Origin of the sequence: Actinomyces urogenitalis DSM 15434, assembly GCF_000159035.1 — a bacterium.
Taxonomy (GTDB): domain Bacteria; phylum Actinomycetota; class Actinomycetes; order Actinomycetales; family Actinomycetaceae; genus Actinomyces; species Actinomyces urogenitalis.
This window is the reverse complement of record NZ_DS999575.1, coordinates 155,338-173,135: the sequence shown is the minus strand read 5'-3', so window position 1 is coordinate 173,135 and position 17,798 is coordinate 155,338. Positions and strand designations below refer to the sequence as shown.

General features: G+C 70.1%; 14 protein-coding genes and 3 tRNA genes. 3 read left to right on the top strand and 14 right to left on the bottom strand.

Annotated elements, in window-relative coordinates:
• The coding region (locus tag HMPREF0058_RS06715) for a biotin--[acetyl-CoA-carboxylase] ligase (RefSeq protein WP_050765668.1) at nt 1-809 on the bottom strand (809 nt) is incomplete at its 3' end.
• 66 nt (nt 810-875) lie between these two features.
• On the opposite strand from HMPREF0058_RS06715, the gene HMPREF0058_RS06710 reads away from it, so the two are divergent.
• A complete protein-coding gene (locus HMPREF0058_RS06710) occupies nt 876-1,589 on the top strand; it encodes a Maf family protein (RefSeq protein ID WP_006548994.1) in 714 nt (237 codons plus the stop codon).
• The gene (locus HMPREF0058_RS06705; protein WP_006548993.1) at nt 1,586-5,461 is read left to right on the top strand and encodes a carboxyl transferase domain-containing protein; all 3,876 of its coding nucleotides are present in this window, start codon (nt 1,586-1,588) and stop codon (nt 5,459-5,461) included. Before HMPREF0058_RS06710 ends, HMPREF0058_RS06705 begins: the two co-directional genes overlap by 4 nt.
• Here the strand turns inward: HMPREF0058_RS06705 and HMPREF0058_RS06700 are convergent.
• From HMPREF0058_RS06700 to HMPREF0058_RS06675, 6 genes are all read right to left on the bottom strand, one after another.
• The gene (locus HMPREF0058_RS06700) at nt 5,435-6,073 is read right to left on the bottom strand and encodes a MarR family winged helix-turn-helix transcriptional regulator (RefSeq protein ID WP_141560503.1); all 639 of its coding nucleotides are present in this window, start codon (nt 6,071-6,073) and stop codon (nt 5,435-5,437) included. The genes HMPREF0058_RS06705 and HMPREF0058_RS06700 overlap by 27 nt on opposite strands.
• Nucleotides 6,074-6,306: 233 nt before the next feature.
• Nucleotides 6,307-7,086, bottom strand: a complete 780-nt coding sequence (locus HMPREF0058_RS12325) for a hotdog family protein (RefSeq protein WP_141560502.1) — start codon at nt 7,084-7,086, stop codon at nt 6,307-6,309.
• Nucleotides 7,087-7,117: 31 nt separating this feature from the next.
• Nucleotides 7,118-7,288 (bottom strand): 50S ribosomal protein L33, encoded by a 171-nt coding sequence (gene rpmG, locus HMPREF0058_RS06690; protein WP_006548990.1) that lies wholly within the window; start codon nt 7,286-7,288, stop codon nt 7,118-7,120.
• Nucleotides 7,289-7,344: 56 nt separating this feature from the next.
• Nucleotides 7,345-7,418, bottom strand: a tRNA-Met gene (locus HMPREF0058_RS06685).
• A 41-nt stretch (nt 7,419-7,459) separates the two neighbouring features.
• Nucleotides 7,460-7,532, bottom strand: a tRNA-Thr gene (locus HMPREF0058_RS06680).
• 125 nt (nt 7,533-7,657) lie between these two features.
• Nucleotides 7,658-7,739: transfer RNA gene (locus tag HMPREF0058_RS06675), tRNA-Tyr, on the bottom strand.
• A 186-nt stretch (nt 7,740-7,925) separates the two neighbouring features.
• On the opposite strand from HMPREF0058_RS06675, the gene HMPREF0058_RS06670 reads away from it, so the two are divergent.
• Nucleotides 7,926-8,423 carry a YajQ family cyclic di-GMP-binding protein gene (locus tag HMPREF0058_RS06670; RefSeq protein WP_006548989.1) on the top strand — a complete coding sequence of 166 codons (498 nt, stop codon included), beginning with the start codon at nt 7,926-7,928 and terminating at the stop codon, nt 8,421-8,423.
• Between the two features lie 113 nt (nt 8,424-8,536).
• Here the strand turns inward: HMPREF0058_RS06670 and htpX are convergent, their stop codons facing one another.
• The 7 genes from htpX to nuoK form a co-directional block, all read right to left on the bottom strand.
• Nucleotides 8,537-9,400 (bottom strand): zinc metalloprotease HtpX, encoded by an 864-nt coding sequence (gene htpX / locus HMPREF0058_RS06665; protein ID WP_006548988.1) that lies wholly within the window; start codon nt 9,398-9,400, stop codon nt 8,537-8,539.
• Nucleotides 9,401-9,526: 126 nt separating this feature from the next.
• Nucleotides 9,527-11,026, bottom strand: a complete 1,500-nt coding sequence (locus HMPREF0058_RS06660; protein WP_034236822.1) for an FAD-dependent oxidoreductase — start codon at nt 11,024-11,026, stop codon at nt 9,527-9,529.
• A 134-nt stretch (nt 11,027-11,160) separates the two neighbouring features.
• Nucleotides 11,161-12,267 (bottom strand): polyprenyl synthetase family protein, encoded by a 1,107-nt coding sequence (locus tag HMPREF0058_RS06655; RefSeq protein WP_006548986.1) that lies wholly within the window; start codon nt 12,265-12,267, stop codon nt 11,161-11,163.
• A complete protein-coding gene (gene nuoN, locus HMPREF0058_RS06650; RefSeq protein ID WP_006548985.1) occupies nt 12,264-13,826 on the bottom strand; it encodes an NADH-quinone oxidoreductase subunit NuoN in 1,563 nt (520 codons plus the stop codon). The genes HMPREF0058_RS06655 and nuoN overlap by 4 nt, the downstream gene beginning before the upstream one ends.
• Nucleotides 13,823-15,379 carry an NADH-quinone oxidoreductase subunit M gene (locus HMPREF0058_RS06645; RefSeq protein WP_006548984.1) on the bottom strand — a complete coding sequence of 519 codons (1,557 nt, stop codon included), beginning with the start codon at nt 15,377-15,379 and terminating at the stop codon, nt 13,823-13,825. The genes nuoN and HMPREF0058_RS06645 overlap by 4 nt, the downstream gene beginning before the upstream one ends.
• A 16-nt stretch (nt 15,380-15,395) precedes the next feature.
• Nucleotides 15,396-17,399, bottom strand: coding sequence for an NADH-quinone oxidoreductase subunit L (nuoL, locus tag HMPREF0058_RS06640; protein WP_006548983.1), 2,004 nt, complete (start codon nt 17,397-17,399; stop codon nt 15,396-15,398).
• A gap of 13 nt (nt 17,400-17,412) precedes the next feature.
• The gene (nuoK, locus tag HMPREF0058_RS06635) at nt 17,413-17,718 is read right to left on the bottom strand and encodes an NADH-quinone oxidoreductase subunit NuoK (protein ID WP_006548982.1); all 306 of its coding nucleotides are present in this window, start codon (nt 17,716-17,718) and stop codon (nt 17,413-17,415) included.
• Nucleotides 17,719-17,798 lie beyond the last annotated feature (80 nt).

Sequence of the window (17,798 nt, the reverse complement as noted above, 5' to 3'; positions counted from 1 at the left end):
CCCTGGCGGTCCGGGTCGCCGTCGTCCGCCTCCCACTGGTCCACGAGCCGCGCCAGGTGAGCGGCCAGGCGCTGCGCCACCTCCTCAACCTCCACCTGCCAGCCGGCAGCCGCCAGGGAGATCGCCCAGTCCACCGGCAGCTGCTCCGGGCGCTGACCCACGTTGAGCCCGATGCCCAGGACGACGGCGGGCGCTTGGTCCCGCTTCTGCGGGCGCCAGGCGTCATCCGCCTTCCCCAGTGCCTCGGCAGGCAGGACGAGCTCCGTGAGGACCCCGGCCACCTTGCGCGCCCGCCCCCAGCCAGGCACCTGGTCCAGGCCGGCACAGGTGCTCTCAGGCGCAGGAAGGAGGACGACGTCGTTCGGCCACTTCGTGGCGACCCTCCAGCCGCGCTGGGCCAGGCAGGCGTCCTCGGTCAAGGCGTCGTGGATCGCCAGGCCGGCCAGAAGCGGCAGCCAGGCCAGGCGGTCCAGGGGCACCACGGGCCGCAGCACGAAGGAGATGGTCAGCGCACCACGCGGCGGGGTGGTCCACACGTGTGCGCCTCGGCCTCGGCCCGCCGTCTGCTCCACGGCCCGCAGGCTGGACAGGTGCGGCCAGGCACGGGCCGCTCGCAGGTCCAGCAGGCCGTCCACGCCCGTCAGCGCCGAGCGCAGGTCGTCATTGGTTGACCCGGTGCGTGGGACCAGGACGTGACGAGGAGCGCGCGGCGCAGCCTCGTGTCCTGCCACCCGCCCGGTCAGCTCCTGGACGGCAGTGCGCGCCGGGGCGTCAGGCTCATCCGGGTCAGTCGGGCAGGAGTGGTGCACACCCTGACCCTAGTGGCCCACCTTCACGCCGCCGAGGATGTCTCAGCCCCTCACTAGGCTGGGGCCGTGATTCTCCTCGCCTCGAAGTCAGCCGGTCGCCTCGCTACCCTGCGTGCCGCTGGGATCACCCCACGGGTCCAGGTCTCCGAGGTTGATGAGCCGGCGGTGCTCACCAAGCTCGCTGCCGCTGCCGCCCGGAGCGGGGCTCCTGCACCGGGTCCTGCCGAGCAGGTCCAGGCCCTGGCACGGGCCAAGGCTCACGCAGTCGCCTCCACGCTCAGCCCGGAGGACCTGGCCGGCGACCCGGCGCTGATCGTGGTGGGATGCGACTCCATGCTGGAGATCGACGGCCAGGTGATCGGCAAGCCGCGCAGCCCGCAGGCAGCCCGCGAGCGCTGGCTGGCCATGCGCGGTCGCAGCGGGGTGCTGCACACCGGTCACACCGTCATCCGTGGCCGTGACGGTGAGAGCGTGGAGGGCGTGTCCTCCACGATCGTCCACTTCGCCTTCCCCTCCGAGGCGGAGATCGAGGCCTACATCGCCACTCAGGAACCGCTGTGGTGCGCCGGCGCCTTCACGATCGACGGCCTGGGAGGAGCCTTTATCGAGGGGGTTGAGGGTGATCCGCATGGCGTGGTCGGGCTGTCCCTGCCGCTGCTGCGCCGCCTGGTCTGCGAGCTCGGCGTGACCTGGACGGACCTGTGGGACCTCGGCGCCGGCACGCCGGGCACGCAGCCGGCGGCCTTTGATGCACCGGCCTCGCGCGAGGCACGCCCGTGACTCGCCTGCTCGTGGCCGCGCGTGCCACCACGGCGGCGCGTGTGGCCCGCAGCGCCCGCCGGCACGGTCTGAGCCCCGTCGGGGTCTTCACCCAGACCGAACGTGACGCCCGCTGGCTGAGCCTGCTCGACGACGCCGCCGAGGTCCCCTCCTATGACGACGTCCCTGCCCTCCTGGCCGCCGCCAGGCAGACAGGGGCGAGCGTGCTCCACCCCGGAGTCGGCTTCGCTGCCGAGTCGGCCGCCCTGGCACGCGCCTGCCTGGAGGCAGGACTGACCTGGGTGGGCCCTAGCCCACAGGCACTGGAGCTGGTGACGGACAAGCTGGCCCTCTCACGCCGAGCCGCAGAGCTCTCGGTGCCGGTGCCACTCACACTCGGCCCGGTCACGAACCTGGAAGAGCTCGCCCAGGCCGCCACCCAGGTGGCGGGGCCCGCCATGCTCAAAACGGTCCACGGCGGGGGCGGGCGCGGAGTGCTCCCGCTGCCTGGGTCCAGCGCCGGCCAGCTGCGGAGAGCCTGGCAGAGCCTGGCGGGCCTGGGTCCCCTCCTTCTTCAGGCTGACGTCCCCAACGCCAGGCACATTGAGGTCCAGGCCCTGGCCGACGGCGCAGGCGGGGTGATGACCCTGGGCACGCGTGAGTGCTCGCTGCAGCGTCGGGCCCAGAAGATCATGGAGGAGGCTCCCGCGCCTTTCCTGGCTGAGGACCTGGTCCAGGAGCTGGAGGACTGGACGTGCCTGGTGCTGGGCTCGGCGGGGCTGCAGGGTGTGGCGACCTGCGAGTTCCTCCTACCCCACGCTGGCACGCCCGTGCTCCTGGAGGTCAACGCCCGCCTCCAGGTTGAGCACGCAGTGAGCGAGGAGGTCAGCGGCATGGACCTCGTGCGTGCCCAGCTGGTCCTGGCTCAGGGGGGCGACCTGGATGAGGTCCTGGCAACCTGCGGGGGAAGCCCACTGCCCTCCAGCCGCGGCGCCGGAACGCGCCTGCGCGTGGACGGGCACGCCGTCGAAGCCCGCCTGTACGCCGAGGACCCAGACACGCTGCTGCCCTCCCAGGTGGCGCTACGCGCCCTCTCGATCCCTCTGTCAACGCCCGATGAGCGCGCCGAGGTGGCCTCGCACCGCCCACCGAGCCTGCCACGCCTGCGGGTGGAGCGAGGCACCTACCCAGGCGACGCGCCCCAACCCGCCTTTTCCGAGCCGCTTGCGCTGGTATCCGCCACCGCCGCTAGCCGCGAGGAGGCGCTGGCCACCCTGGACGCAGCGCTGGAGCAGGTTGAGGTCCAGGGACCGGCCACGCTGGTTCCTCTGCTGCGCCAGGCACTCGCCGATCCGGAGATGCGTGAGCCCATGGACTATCGCGTCACCACGCGCTGGGTCGAGGAGCACCTGCGCCCCGACGCCGCGGGCGCCGGCTTGCCGCAGGAGGCTCCTGAACCAGCCAAGGCGGCCCCCGCCCCTGCCGTACCCGTGACCGCGCTGCGCGCGCCCATGGCTGGAACCCTGGTCATGGCGGCCCGGCCCGGTCCCGTCAGTGCCGGCCAGAGCGTCGCGGTCATTGAGGCCATGAAGATGCGGCTTCCCGTGCCCGCCCCCGGCAGCGGGACGATCGAGCCGGCCGAGCCTGCCATGGAGGCCGGGCGCACCGTTCGAGCAGGCGAGGTCCTGGCCCGGCTGGTCCCGGACGGCCTGACCCGCGAGCGCGCGAGCGAGCCGGTGGCTGCCCTCTCCCCCACCACCGAGGCAGGATCGGCCGGCGCGCGGGTCACACCGGCGCCCCGACGCTATCGTCCCAGCGCCGCCGAGCGCGTGGCCGAGCTGGTTGACCCTGACAGCCTGCACCAGCTCGTGGACGAGGACGCCGTCCTTACTGCCTGGGCGCGGCTGGAGGGGCGTGAGGTCGCCGTATGGGCGCAGGACCCCAGCGTCCTGGGAGGCACCATCGGCCTGGCCGGGGCCCGGAGGGTGGCGCGGCTCATCGACCAGGCCGCCAGCCGCACCATTCCCGTCATCAGCCTGCTCGACGGCGGAGGGGCCCGCGTGCAGGAGGGTGTGGACGCGCTGGCCGGAGTCGGCCTCATCCTGGCAACCGAGACCCGCGCGCGTGGGCGCACCCTCCAACTCGGCCTGGTCCTGGGACCGGCGGCCGGAGGGGCGGCGTACGCCCCGGCGCTGACGGACCTGCTCGTCATGGTGGAGGGAGCTGGCGAGGTCTTCCTCACCGGTCCTGCGGTCCTGGCCTCCTCAACCGGCGAGCGCACGAACCCCGAGGCCCTGGGCGGCGCCGACCTCCATGCCCGCCGTGCTGGCACCGCGCACCTGACGGTCCCGGACGAGTCTGCCGCCTGGCAGGCTGCCCGGAGTCTGGTGAGCATGGCCCCGGTCGCCACCGACCGGGGACCGGCGCTGCCGCTGCGCACCGGGGGTGCCGGCACCCAGGTCACGCCTGGGGACCGGTTCACCGCCCGGACTGTCCCTGCCGACCTCGCCGAGCCCTATGACGTGCGCTCGCTGCTGCGGCGGCTGACGGACCGCGGGGAGCTGATCGAGCTGCGTGAGGCCTGGGCGCCGAATGTGGTGACCGCCCTGGCACGCGTGGAGGGGGTCCCGATCGGCGTCGTGGCGACCCAGCCCGCGGTCCTGGCCGGCTCGCTTGATCCTCTCTCCTCCCAGAAGCTCACCGAGCACCTTGAGCTGTGCTCCCGGCTGGGGCTACCACTGCTCACGATCGTGGACACCCCGGGGTTCCTGCCTGGGATCGAGGCTGAGGAAGCCGGAACGGTGCGGCAGGGAGCACGGGTGGTGGCCGCCTACGCCAGCTATGAGGCCCAGGCCGGTCCTCTGCTCACGCTGGTGACCCGCCGGGCTTATGGCGGCGCCTACGTCGCGCTCGGCTCCCGGGGACTGGCTGGTGGACGCACCGGGGTATGGCCCGGCGCGCGCATCGGCGTCATGGACGCCTCCAGCGCCGTCGACCTCATCCACCGGCGCCGGCTGCGCCAGGCGCGGCAGGATGGTGAGGACGTGCAGGAGCTGCGCCGCTCGCTGATTGAGGACACGCTGGAGGGCCAGACCAGGCAGAACGCTGTGTCCCGAGGATGGGTGGATGAGTTGGTCGCGCCGGAGCAGACCCGTTCCTGGATCGCTCGCTGCCTGGCCCACGCCGCTGATCGGTCCAGGCAGTCCAGCCATGACCCCTCCCTACCGGGAGACGCACTCCCTGGCACCCGTGACGACGTCGCCACTGATGACGACATCCCAGCCGGCACGGGCGCTGTGCTGAGGCTGACGGGTCCTGGCGGCCTGCGACACCTGGGCGACGGCTGGGTGGAGTGCACCTGCGGCTCGCGGCACTGGGGCATGAACGGAGCGGCTGGGCTCCTGGTCTGGCGAGCGGCACGCCCCGAGCCGGTCCGCAGGGGCAGCGCCGGCCAGGCGGTCCACGATGGCATCGAGGTCCTCCTTCAGCTGCGCGCCGGCTGGACCCACCAGGGCGGGACCTGGGGACTGCCAGGGGGCGCCGTTGCCGACGGGGAAACGGCCGCCGAGGCTGCCCTGCGTGAGTGCGAGGAGGAGGCCGGCCTGCCGGCGCGCGTGCTCCACCTGGGGACGGCACAGGTGCAGGAGCACGGTGCGTGGCGCTACTCCACCTTCGTTGCCCAGGCGCCGGCCGATCCGGCGTGGGACCGGCTGATTGCCGTCGACGGCGAGTCGACGCGGCTGGAGTGGGTCAGGCTGGAGCCCAGCGGCCAGTCCTGGAAGCAGCCGGGAGCTGGCAGCCTGCCGCTCCTGCCCGCACTGGGCACCGTGTGGCCCGAGCTGGCTGGCCTGCTACCGGCTCCGGGATCACAGCTGCTCGTCGGGGCCGGCTAGCGCCGTCAGCATCGAGGTGAACTGCTCCAGCTCAGCGGGGTCGAGCCGCTCGATGACGTGGCGACGCACGCCGTCGAGGTGGATCGGGGCCGCGGTGCGCAGGAAGTCCAAGCCAGCAGGCGTGAGGTGGCAGTTGACGCCGCGGCGGTCCGAGGAGCACGAGCTGCGCTCGACGTAGCCCTCCTTCTCCAACCGTCCCACCGTGTGGGTCAGACGCGAGCGGGAGTGGGAGACGTGGTCAGCCAGGGCGGACATCCTCAGGCTGTGGTCGGGAGCCTCGGACAGGCGCACGAGGATCTCGTACTCATACATGGAGATACCGGCGCCGGCCTCCAGCTCGTGGTTGAGGCTTGCGGTCACACCGATGGAGGCGGCCAGGAAGGCGCGCCACGCGGCCATCTCCTGGGCGTCGAGCAGGCGGGGTGAGCTCTGACCGCAGGAGCCGGCACTCTCTTGCCCGCAGGCCTGCGCCGGTGGGGCGCTTTCCTGGCCGCACGAGCCCGTCTCGGCCGCCTCCTGGCTCGGGGCGAGGTCTTGCCCGCAGCCGGTCACCGTCGCCGACCCAGCATCGCCCTGTGAGGCCTGCTCCGAGGTCCCGTGCGCGCTGGTCATGTCATACTCCTTCACCTCAAGATCGTCCATGATTGAACGACCGTCCTTGTATATCACTGTCCGCGCACACACGCTGTGCGGTCGCTCACCACAACTGAGGACCTCGTGGCCGCGCGGGAGGGGATGACAGACCTGCGAGAGCCTACCCTATTGACAGGCAGACGTTATGGCCCGCCCGGTTCAGCATCAGCGCTGCCGTCTCGCCGTCACCTCGCGGCCGTTGCGAGGCCCGGTCAGGATCGACGGCGCAGCACCAGCCCGTCAGCCCCGTACAGGTCCCCATTGGGCGAGGCCCGCAGCTCAGCCGCGCCGTCGACGACGACCGGGGCGACCAGACGCGCGTCCAGGCCGTCCCGGGCCGGGACGAGCGCCAGGCTCAGGGCCGCCAGAAGCATTCCGTGCACCACCACGCCGTCATGGGCGGTGAGCCCGATCCCTCGCCCCGCTCCTGGCTCCAGATGAATCCTGTTGTCATCCCCACTCGCGCTCACCCAGGTCCACACGTCCTCATCGCGCACGAGGAGCCTGTGCCCCGCATCCCCCATCCGGCTCGGCACGGTGCCAGCGCGGGGCGAGACCTCCTGCAGCCGAGGCGAATCACCGTCCCGACGAGCCAGCCAGATCGTGGTCTGCCACCCACAGGCCGTCGCCGTGACCTCGGTGAGCTCCCACCCACCACGCCGGGCGGTCACCAGCCGTGGCTGCGCCGTCGACCGAGCCGGACCCGACGCAGGCGGGACAAGCCGCAGGCGCCGGTGGACCAGGCCGTCCCAGACGAGGCGGTCACTGCCGCGCAGATCACGGAGCAGCTCCAGGGCGGGACGCAGGTAGCTCACGGCGTCCCGCGCCGCGCGCTCCACCCCGCCTGGGGGCAGCGCCTCGTCCCCACAACGCCCTAGGACCGAAGAGATCACCTGCGCCAGCGCGCGATCACGAGGCGCCGGAACGCCCTCGCCACGGGCACGAGCATGACGAAACCCCGCCGACGCAGGGTCGGCGGGGTTCATGCTCATGCCCGGATGCTACCGGGTCGAGCCAGAAGACTCAGCGGGTCTCGCGGTGCTCCGTGTGCTTGCCGCAACGGGCGCAGAACTTCTTCAGCGTGAGCCGGTCGGGGGTGTTCCGACGGTTCTTCTTGGTGATGTAGTTACGCTCCTTGCACTCCGAGCAAGCCAGAGTGATCTTGGGGCGAACGTCGCTGGACTTGCTAGCCACGTGTCTCTCCTCTGATTGATCCTCGAGCCGGTGGGCGCCTTGCTCGAAACCTTGCGTAGCGGGGGAGGGACTCGAACCCTCGACCTCACGATTATGAGTCGTGCGCTCTAACCAGCTGAGCTACCTCGCCATATCAACACAATGGGGGCCGCTTGGCCCCCGCAGTGTCAGAGCCCCGAAAGGGAATCGAACCCTTGACCTTCTCCTTACCATGGAGACGCTCTGCCGACTGAGCTATCGGGGCAACGAGCGGAATCTTAAGCAGATCCGTTTTACTCTCGCAATCCGGCTCCGCGTGGCTTCGCTCACTGCGGCCCGCCCCCGTGAGGGCGGAGATCATCACCAAGCCTGTTGACCTGGCGATCATCGTGGCGGGTGAGGGATTCGAACCCCCGTAGCATTCCGCGGCTGATTTACAGTCAGCTCCCATTGGCCGCTCGGGCAACCCGCCTTGCTCCGCTCATCGATCAGGTGATCGCTGTTCGGTGCCGTGGAAGAATAGCAAGCCCGGTACCCGGGACGCCAATCGCACGCGTAGGACCCTGCTCACAGCCTGTCCGAAGGCGGCCGCCGCCTTCGCCAGGTCAGCGGGCCTAGCGCCCACGCTCACCTCGCCCACAGAAAGGACAGGACGGACATGGCCTCTGACTCCTCCTTTGACGTCGTCTCCAAGCTGGATCGCCAGGAGGTGGACAACGCCGTCAACCAGACCGCCAAGGAGATCTCCCAGCGCTATGACTTCCGCGGCGTGGACGCCGGCGTCGAGCTGGCAGGCGACACCATCACCCTGCAGGCCAACTCCGCCGAGCGGGTCCTGGCCGTGCTCGACGTCCTGCAGTCCAAGCTCTTCCGGCGCGGAGTCTCCCTCAAGGCCCTCGACCTAGGGGATAAGGAGCCCAAGCCCTCAGGCAAGATCTACAAGCTCGTGTGCCCGCTCAAGGAGGGCCTGACCCAGGAGGTCGCCAAGAAGGTCACCAAGGCCATCCGCGACGAGGGTCCCAAGGGCGTCAAGGCCACGATCCAGGGCGACGAGGTCCGCGTGTCCTCCAAGTCTCGTGACGACCTCCAGGCGGTGATCGCCCTGCTCAAGGAGCTCGACGTCGACGTCCCCCTCCAGTTCGTCAACTACCGCTGAGCTGCCCCCCGGTCTGCCTGCCGCAGGCCGGCGGTCCTGGCTGCCACAGGCCACGCGTGACACGGCTGCGGCCCCGGACACCACTGTGGTGTCCGGGGCCGCAGCCGTACGCGTCAGTAGCCCGCCATCTGCTCCAGGCGCGCGATGCGCTTGTCCATCGGAGGGTGCGTGGCAAACAGGCTGCGCAAGCGACCGAAGGGGTTGGCGATCATCATGGAGCTGACAGGCTCCAGCCGCGGCTCCTGAGCCATCGGCGCGGCCGCCACGCCGGTCTCCAGCTTGTGCAGCGCGCTGGCCAGCGCGAGCGGGTCACCGGTGAGGACGGCGCCGTCATGGTCGGCGTCGTACTCGCGGGTACGGGAGACGGCGAACTGAGTCAGCGTGGCAGCCAGTGGGGCCAGGATCGAGATGAGCAGCAGGACCAGGACGTTGGAGTCCCTCCGGTCCCGGCCTCCCCCGAACCACAGCACCATCTGCGCCACCGATGAGATAACGCCCGCGATCCCGGCGGCCACGGAGCCGGTGAGGATATCCCGGTTGTAGACGTGGGAGAGCTCATGGCCCAGCACGCCTCGCAGCTCGCGCTCGTTGAGCAGCTGCAGGATGCCCTGCGTGCAGCACACCGCGGCATGCTCAGGGTTGCGTCCCGTAGCGAAGGCGTTGGGGCTCATGGTCGGGGCCACGTACAGCCGCGGCATGGGCTGGCCGGCCTTGGTGGACAGCTCACGCACGACGGCGTACATCACCGGCTGCTGCTCGGGCGTGACCTCGATGGCCCCCATCGAGCGCACGGCCAGCTTGTCAGAGTTCCAGTAGGTGTAGGCCGTCTGGGCCACGCCGATCGCCGGCATGATGAAGAGCCAGACGCTGGAGCCGGTGCCCTGGGCGAGCAGCCAGCCGATGAGCAGCAGGAGGCTCCACAGCCCGCCCATAAGCACGGCGGTCTTGAGCCCGTTGTGGTGGTCGGTACCGGTCATGGCGCGATTGTATGGACGCCACCTGGGAGTCCTCTGGGTCCGTCCCGCCTCCGCCAGCAAGACACGCCGCCACAGGTTTCAGACACACCCGCAGCACCGAGGCACGCCGCGAAGACGGGGCTGCGCTCAGCCCTGCGAGCCCTCCGACAGGCGGTGGGCCACACGCTCCGGGACCCGAGAAGGATCGGGCTGGCCGATGAGGTCGCAGGGCACCTGCTCCTGGCGGGAGATCGCCGTCATGGCCTCGCGGGAGACCACTTTGACGCGCTCGCGCGGCTTCAGGGCCCCGCCCGTGACCTCGACCTCGCCGTAGGCCTGGCCGAGCTCACGCTCGTAGGCGTCCAGCAGCTCCCAGCCCTCCCAGGTGGTGTAGGGCACCTGGCGGCCCTCAAGCAGCGCCAGCAGGGCGTCGTGCCCCACCTGCGACTCGTCGTCGGTCGTGGCGTGCAGCAGGCCGGCGTGGGCGTCCTCCACCAGGTGCGAGATGGTCTCCTGGGCGTCGGACTTGGTCGAGCCGATGAGGCCGACCGGCCCGCGGCGGATCCACCCGGTGGCGTAGACACCGGTGAGCGGGTTGCCGTCCTCCCCGATGACACGCCCGCCCTCGTTGGGGATGACGTGACGGGCCTGGTCGAAGGGCAGCCCCTCGATCGGGCTGCCGGCGTAGCCAACGGCGCGGTAGACGGCCTGGGCGGGCCAGTCGCGGTACTCCCCCGTGCCGGAGACGGTGCCGTCCCCGTTCAGGCGGGTGCGCTCGGTGCGCAGGCCGCGCACGTGACCGTCCTCGTCCAGCAGCACCTCGTGGGGAGCCTGGAAGAGGTGGATGTGAATGGTGCGGGAGGCAGTCAGGTCCTCCGGCTCCTGCATGGCGTAGCCCTCCAGGGCCTTGACGACCTGACGCTGCTGGTTGGAGGAGCGCAGCGCCTCCTCGCTTCCGGCGTCGTACTCGAAGTCCTCCTCGTCAACGGTGACGTCGACGTCGGGCTGCTTGCCGAGCTCGCGCAGCTCCAGCGGGGTGAACTTGACCTGGGCCGGGCCACGGCGCCCGAAGACGTGCACGTCAGTGACCGGTGAGGTCTTGAGGACCTCGGCCACGTTGGCGGGGATCTCGGTGGTCATGAGGTCCTCAGGGTGCTTGGCCAGCACGCGCGCGATGTCCAGGCCCACGTTGCCCACGCCGATGACCGCCACCTCGCGGGCGGACAGGTCCCAGGTGCGCGGGTGGTCGGGGTGAGCGTCGTACCAGGACACGAAGTCGGCGCCGCCGTAGGACTCCGGGGCGTCGATGCCGGGGATGTCGAGGGGTGCGTCAGTGTCCGCGCCGGTGGAGAAGATGAGGGCGTCGTAGTGCTCGTGGAGCTCGGTCACCGAGATGTCGCGGCCGACCTCCACGTTGCCGATGAGCCGGATGTCCCCGCGCTGCAGGATCTTGTACAGCGCCACGATGATCTGCTTGATGCGCGGGTGGTCCGGGGCCACGCCGTAGCGCACCAGGCCGTAGGGAGCAGGCAGGCGCTCGAACAGGTCGATGCTCACGTCCAGCCCGGACTTGGACAGGATGTCGGAAGCGTAGATACCGGCGGGGCCGGCACCGATGACGGCTACTGACAGGGGACGTGTGCTCACGGTGACTTGGTTCCTGACCTCGGGTACGAATCTCGCCGGCACCGCCTCAGGCCCCACTCAGGGCATGACGACGGCGCAGGCCATCGCACAGTCTACGGACCAAGGCCGTCCTTACCCAGGGGACGGGACGCACCTCACGCCGCGCGGTCAACCAGGAGCCGGGCGAACTGCTCCATCGCCTCGCGCACCTGCCCCACGCGCACGCGCGCGTCCGCCACGGCTGCCTCGGCCTGGGCCCCCTGGGTCCCGGCCGCCGCCAGACGCTCACGCGTACCGGTCACCACGGTCTCCTCCAGCCCACCCAGGACCGCCACGGCCTGGTCGGCCCAGGCCATCGCCATCTCGCGGGTGCGCGCCAGCACCGGGTGCTCGCGCAGGCGGGCGACGACGTCGCCGAGCACGGCGTCATCCTGGAGGTCGCCACTGGACAGGGTCGACAGGATCGATTGCCCGGCGGCGTCGAGCTCGCCGGCAGCCAGCGCCTGGCGCAGGAGGAGGACCGGCATGGTCTCCACTCCCTCACGCAGGTCGGTGCCCGGTGTCTTCCCCGTCGTCTCGGAGTCGCTGGTCAGGTCGATGACGTCGTCGGCCAGCTGGAAGGCGACGCCGATCTTCTCGCCGAACTCCTCGACGATCCTCTCGGTCTCCTCTCCCGCCTCGGTGAGCATGGCGCCGTAGCGGGCCGAGACCGCAATGAGCGAGCCGGTCTTGTCCGCCAGGACCTGGATGTAGTGCGCCACGGGGTCCGTGCCGACCGGGCGGGGCAGGGTCTCGTGAAGCTGGCCCATGCACAGGCGCTCGAAGGTCTTGGCGTGCGCCAGCACCGCCTCCGGGCCCAGCGCCGCCACGAGTTGAGAGGCGCGCGCCACCAGGACGTCGCCGGTCAGGATCGCCGCGGAGTTGCCCCAGACCGTCTGGGCGCTGGGCGCACCCCGGCGCAGCGGGGCGTCGTCCATGACGTCGTCGTGGTAGAGCGTGGCGATATGCGTCAGTTCCACCGCCACACCGGCGTCGCGCACCTTCTCCCCAGTGGCCGTCTGCGGGTCGCCGAGCTGAGCGGTCAGGAGGGTCAGCACCGGCCGCAACCTCTTGCCGCCGGCCTCAGCCAGGTGCGAGGTGGGCGGGTTGATGGTCTCGTCGGCGTTGTTGACGACCTGGAGAAGCCTGGTCTCAACGGCCTCGAGGGCCGGAGAGATCCGGCCCTCGAGCTCAGGGGTATCCAGCGGGAACGTACCGATCACGGCACGAGCATAGCGGCGTTGCCCAGCGTGGCCAGCACCGTCTGGGGTACGACGCCCAGGGCGATGGTCAGCAGGACCGCCACACCGATCGCGGTCGAGGACAGGCCGTTGGAGGTCACCACGACCACGCGGTCCTGGGCCGGCTCACGGAAGAACATGAGCACAATGACCCGCATGTAGAAGAAGGCGGTCGCAGCCGAGGAGACAACCGCGGCGATGACGAGCCAGGTGGCCCCGCCACCGATACCGGCGACGAAGAGCTCGAACTTGGCAATGAAACCAGCCGTCAGCGGGATACCCGCGAAGGACAGCAGGAAGACCGTCAGCGACAGCGCCAGCCACGGCGAGCGCCGCCCCAGGCCGGTCAGGGCCTCCAGGTCGGTGGCCTCCGGGCCCGCGGCGCCGTCGTGGTCCACCCGCACGAGCGTGACCACGCCGAAGGCACCCACGGTCGCCACGCCGTAGGCCAGGGCGTAGAAGAGCAGCGCCCGGATACCGGCCTGGTTGAGCGCGACGATGCCGATGAGCATGTAGCCGGCGTGGGCGATCGCGGAGTAGGCGAGCATGCGCTTGATATCACCCTGGACGATACCCACGACCGTTCCCACGAACATGGTCAGGATCGAGACGGTCCACAGGAAGGGAGCCATGTCCCAGGACAGCGCGGCGCCCGCGACGTAGAAGAAGCGCAGCAGCGCCAGGAAGGCGGCCGCCTTGACGCCCGCGGCCATGAAGGCCGTCACCGGGGTCGGCGAGCCCTGGTAGACGTCCGGGCTCCAGGCGTGGAAGGGCGCGGCGGCGATCTTGAACAGCAGACCGACCGTCACCAGCGCCACACCGGCCAGCGCGAGCCAGTCCATGCCTTCCACCCCGCCGGCACCCAGCGCCTGGGCCACGGCGGAGTAGCTGACCTGGCCGGTCAAGCCGTAGAGGAAGGCCGAGCCCAGCAGCATGAAGGCCGAGGCGAAGGCGCCCAGCACGAAGTACTTCATGGCGGCCTCCTGGCTGAGCAGGCGGCGGTGACGCGCGGTGGCGGCCATGATGTACAGCGGCAGGGAGATGAGCTCCAGCATGACGAAGAGCGTGATGAAGTCGCTCGCCATCGGGAAGAGCATCATGCCGCCCAGCGAGAAGAGCATGAGCGGGAAGACCTCGGTACCCATCCAGCCGGCGTGGAGGGACTCGGCCTCCTCAGCGCTTCCGGGACGGTCCGCAGCCTGGGCCGCGAAGGCGCCGTCGCCGGCGCTGGTGCGGTCCGCCATGACCAGGATGGCCAGCAGACCGATGACGAGCATGACGCCCTGGGCCGCCACGCCGAAGGGGTCCTCGTTGAAGCCCGGCGTCAGCGCGCTTCCGGAGCCGTCGCGCACGGCGTCCCAGCGGGCTGCCAGGGCAACGGCCGATCCGACGATGGCCAGCACGCCCAGGCCCGTCTGGCAGGCCAGACGCGCCTTACGGGGCACGAAGGCCTCCAGGAGGATGCCGAGGACGGCTGCCCCCAGGATGACGATGACCGGTGAAAGTCCGGCCCAGGAGATGGTCGGGGCGGTGACGCTCACTTGGTGATCCCTTCGGAGAAGGTCGGGGCGACGACGGCGGAGGCGGCGACCGGGACGTCGGCCTGGCTCATCGTCGTGGAGACTTGGTCAGCCACGCTCTCCAGCGAGTCCGTCAGGAGCGCCGGCGCCAGTCCCAGGGCCAGCATGGCGGCGATGACGGGGACCAGGACGAGCTTCTCGCGTCCGTCCAGGTCCGTGCTGCCCACGCGGTCGGCAGCCGGAGCACCGGTGAAGACACGCTGGTAGGGCAGCAGCACGTAGACCGCGGCGATGATGACGCCGAGGACCGCGACCACGCCCAGGGCCACGGACTGGGAGAAGGTGCCAGTGAGCACCATCCACTCAGGAACGAAGCCGGAAAGGCCGGGCAGCGCGATGGAGGCCAGGCCCGAGACCAGCCAGGTGCCTGCCACGAGGGGCAGCACACGGGCCATCCCTCCCAGCTCACTGATCTGGACGGTTGAGGTGCGGCGGGCGAGGAAGCCGGTGACGAGGTAGAGACCGGCGATCGACAGGCCGTGGGCAACCATGTAGACCATGGCACCGGTGGCCGCCACCGAGGAGCCCGCGAAGATGCCCAGCACCATGAAGCCGAAGTGGCTGATCGAGGTGTAGGAGATAAGCCGGTAGAGGTTGTCCTGCCCGATGGCAGCCAGGCCTCCGTAGAGGATGCCGATGACGGCCAGAACCAGCACCACCGGAGCGGCCCAGCGCGAGGCCTCGGGGAAGAGCGGCAGGACCAGGGCGATCATGCCGTAGGTTCCGATCTTGTCCAGGACGCCGATCAGCAGCACGGAGGTGCCCGGAGTGGCCTGCTCGGCCGTGTCCGGCAGCCAGGTGTGCAGCGGAACCATCGGAGCCTTGATCGCGAAGGCGATGAAGAAGGACACGAAGATCCAGCGCGTCACCGTGGTCGAGGCGTTGATGTTGCCGACGAGGTTGTCCAGGAGGTAGGCACCCTCGCCACCGGGCCCGTAGACGTAGAGGGCGACGACACCGATCAGCATGACCAGTCCGCCAGCCAGGGAGTACAGCAAGAACTTCAGGGCCGCCCGACGGCGGTTCGGCCCGCCGAAGCGCCCGATGAGGAAGTACACCGGGATGAGCATGGCCTCGAAGCAGATGTAGAACAGCACGACGTCGCGCGCGGCGAAGATGACGACGACGAAGGCCTCCAGGACCAGGACCAGGCCCGTGAACAGTCCCTGGCGGTCGGCCGGGACCTCGCCCCAGGAGGCGAGCAGGACGATCGGGGTGAGGAAGGCGGCCAGCAGGAGCATCGCCAGGCCCAGGCCGTTGACTCCCAGGGCCCAGGACACGCCCATGGATGCGATCCAGGAGTGGGTCTCAGCGAGCTGGATGACCGAGCCCTGGGCGACGTCGAACTGCGTGGCAGCCCACACGCCCACGCCCAGCGTGGCCAGGGAGAACAGGAGCCCGACGGCGCGCGCCTGAGCCCGCAGCGGCGGGATGAGGGCGAGCAGGAGCGCTCCCGCGAGGGGAACGAGGACCATGACGGTCAGCACGGGAAAGCTTGCGGCAAGTGTCTGCATGTTATGGCGTGTCCTCTCAGAACCTGCTCGCCAGGACGGCGACGAGAGCAAGCACGGATCCGATCATCATGTACGAGGCGTAAGAGCGGACGTTGCCGGTCTCGCTGCGACGCACCAGCTGGCCCAGGCCAGCAGTGCCCTTGGCCAGGCCCTCGACCGCGCCGTCGACCACGTAGCGGTCCGAGGCGGAGGCGGCGATGACCAGGCCCTGGCCGGGGCGCATGGCCACGGCCTCGTTGATGGTGTCCTGGTACATGTCGTGGCGGGCCGCCTCGACCAGGACGTTTCCAGGCTGGACGACGGTGGGCACCTCGCGCCGGGCGTACATGAACCAGGCGGCAAGGGCACCGATGACGACCAGCGCCAGGGTCAGGCCCATGATGACCGGCACCGCGAGGACGGGCTCACCGTGCTCGGCGTGCCCGGTCACGGGCTCCAGCCAGGTGACGAAGGCGTCGTTCACGCTTAGCAGGCCACCCAGGGCGACGGAGAAGACGGACAGGATGATGAGCGGGGCGGTCATGAGCCAGCCCGACTCGTGCGGGTGGACCTCGCCCTCGATGTCCTTGTCCGTGGTCCACCGGGCCTGGCCGTGGAAGATCATGAAGAACAGGCGCGACATGTAGAAGGCGGTCAGCCCCGCGCCCACCAGCGCCACGGTCCCCAGGATCCAGGGGCGAGCGCCGTCGCCGATGAAGGCGGCCTCGATGATCTTGTCCTTGGACCAGAAGCCCGAGAAGGGCGGGATGCCCAGGATCGCGAGCCAGCCGATGCCCATGGTGACCCAGGTGATCTTCATGGCCTTGCGCAGGGCGCCAAAGCGGCGCATGTCCACCTGGTCGCTCATGGCGTGCATGACCGAGCCGGCACCCAGGAAGAGCTGGGCCTTGAAGAAGCCGTGGGTCAGCAGGTGGAAGATCGCGAAGGCGTAGCCGATCGGGCCCAGGCCCGCACCCAGCATCATGTAACCGATCTGGCTCATGGTGGAGGCGGCCAGGACCTTCTTCATGTCGTCCTTCGCCATACCGATGAGGGCACCGAGCACCAGCGTGATGGCGCCGATGACGGCGACGGCGAGCTGGGCGTCAGGAGCACCCTCGAAGACGGCTCCGGAGCGGACCATGAGGTAGACGCCGGCGGTCACCATGGTGGCAGCGTGGATGAGGGCGGAGACCGGGGTCGGACCGGCCATAGCGTCACCCAGCCAGGCCTGCAGCGGGAACTGCGCGGACTTACCACAGGCCGCCAGCAGCAGGAAGAAGCCCATGGCCGTCAGCCAGCCGGTGGACACCGCCCCGGCCTGCGCTGCGGACAGGACGTCGTTGAAGGCCACCGAGCCGACCTGGGAGACCATGGCCATCATGGCCAGCAGCAGGCCGACGTCACCGATACGGTTCATCACGAAGGCCTTCTTCGCGGCCGTGGCGTTCTCGCGGCTCTTGGCCTGCTGCGCCTGCGGGGCGTCGGCGTCGGCGGTGTTCCAGAAGCCGATGAGCAGGTAGGAGGCCAGACCCACGCCCTCCCAGCCGACGAACAGCACGATGTAGGAGCTGCCAAGCACGAGCGTGAGCATCGCGGCGACGAAGAGGTTGAGGTAGGCGAAGAAGCGGCGGCGGTCGCGGTCGTGCTCCATGTAGGCCACCGAGTACAGGTGGATAAGGAAGCCCACGAAGGTCACCAGCACCACGAAGGTCAGGGACAGCGGGTCCAGGCGCAGTCCGACGGTGACGTCAAGGTCACCAGCGCCGAACCAGCGCCACAGGTCGATCTCCAGGACCCTGGCGTCAGCCGGCAGGCCCAGGACCTGGACCAGCAGGGCGATGCCCAGGCAGGCGTCGACGGCGGCAGCCAGCAGACCGAGCAGGTGTCCCCAGCGGTCCGAGGCCCGTCCTGCCAGCAGCAAGATCGCGGCCGAGGCAGCCGGGACGGCGATGAGGAGCCAGGCCAGGCCGGCCAGGCCCGTTGCCGGCTCACCCGCGCCGACGACGGACTGCGCGGCGAGTGCGAGAGGAGTAGTCACGTCCTGTTCCCTCTCAGTTCTTGAGCAGGTTGACGTCGTCGACCGACGTGGACCTGCGGGTTCGGAAGATGGACACGACGATGCTCAGTCCCACCACGACCTCGGCGGCGGCGACCACCATGACGAAGAAGGCGAAGACCTGCCCGGTGAGGTTACCGTGCATGCGGGAGAAGGCCACGAGGACCAGGTTGACAGCGTTGAGCATGAGCTCAACACCCATGAGCTCAATGAGCGCGTTGCGGCGCAGGAGCACCGTGAGCGCGCCCAGGGTGAACAGCACCCCGGCCAGGATGACGTAGGCGGTGACGGGGAGAGTCACTTCTCCTCCTCCTTCTCCTCGGCGATGGCGGGGGCGGCCTCGTGCTCGTCCCCGGCCTCCAGCGCCGCGGGTGCGACCGG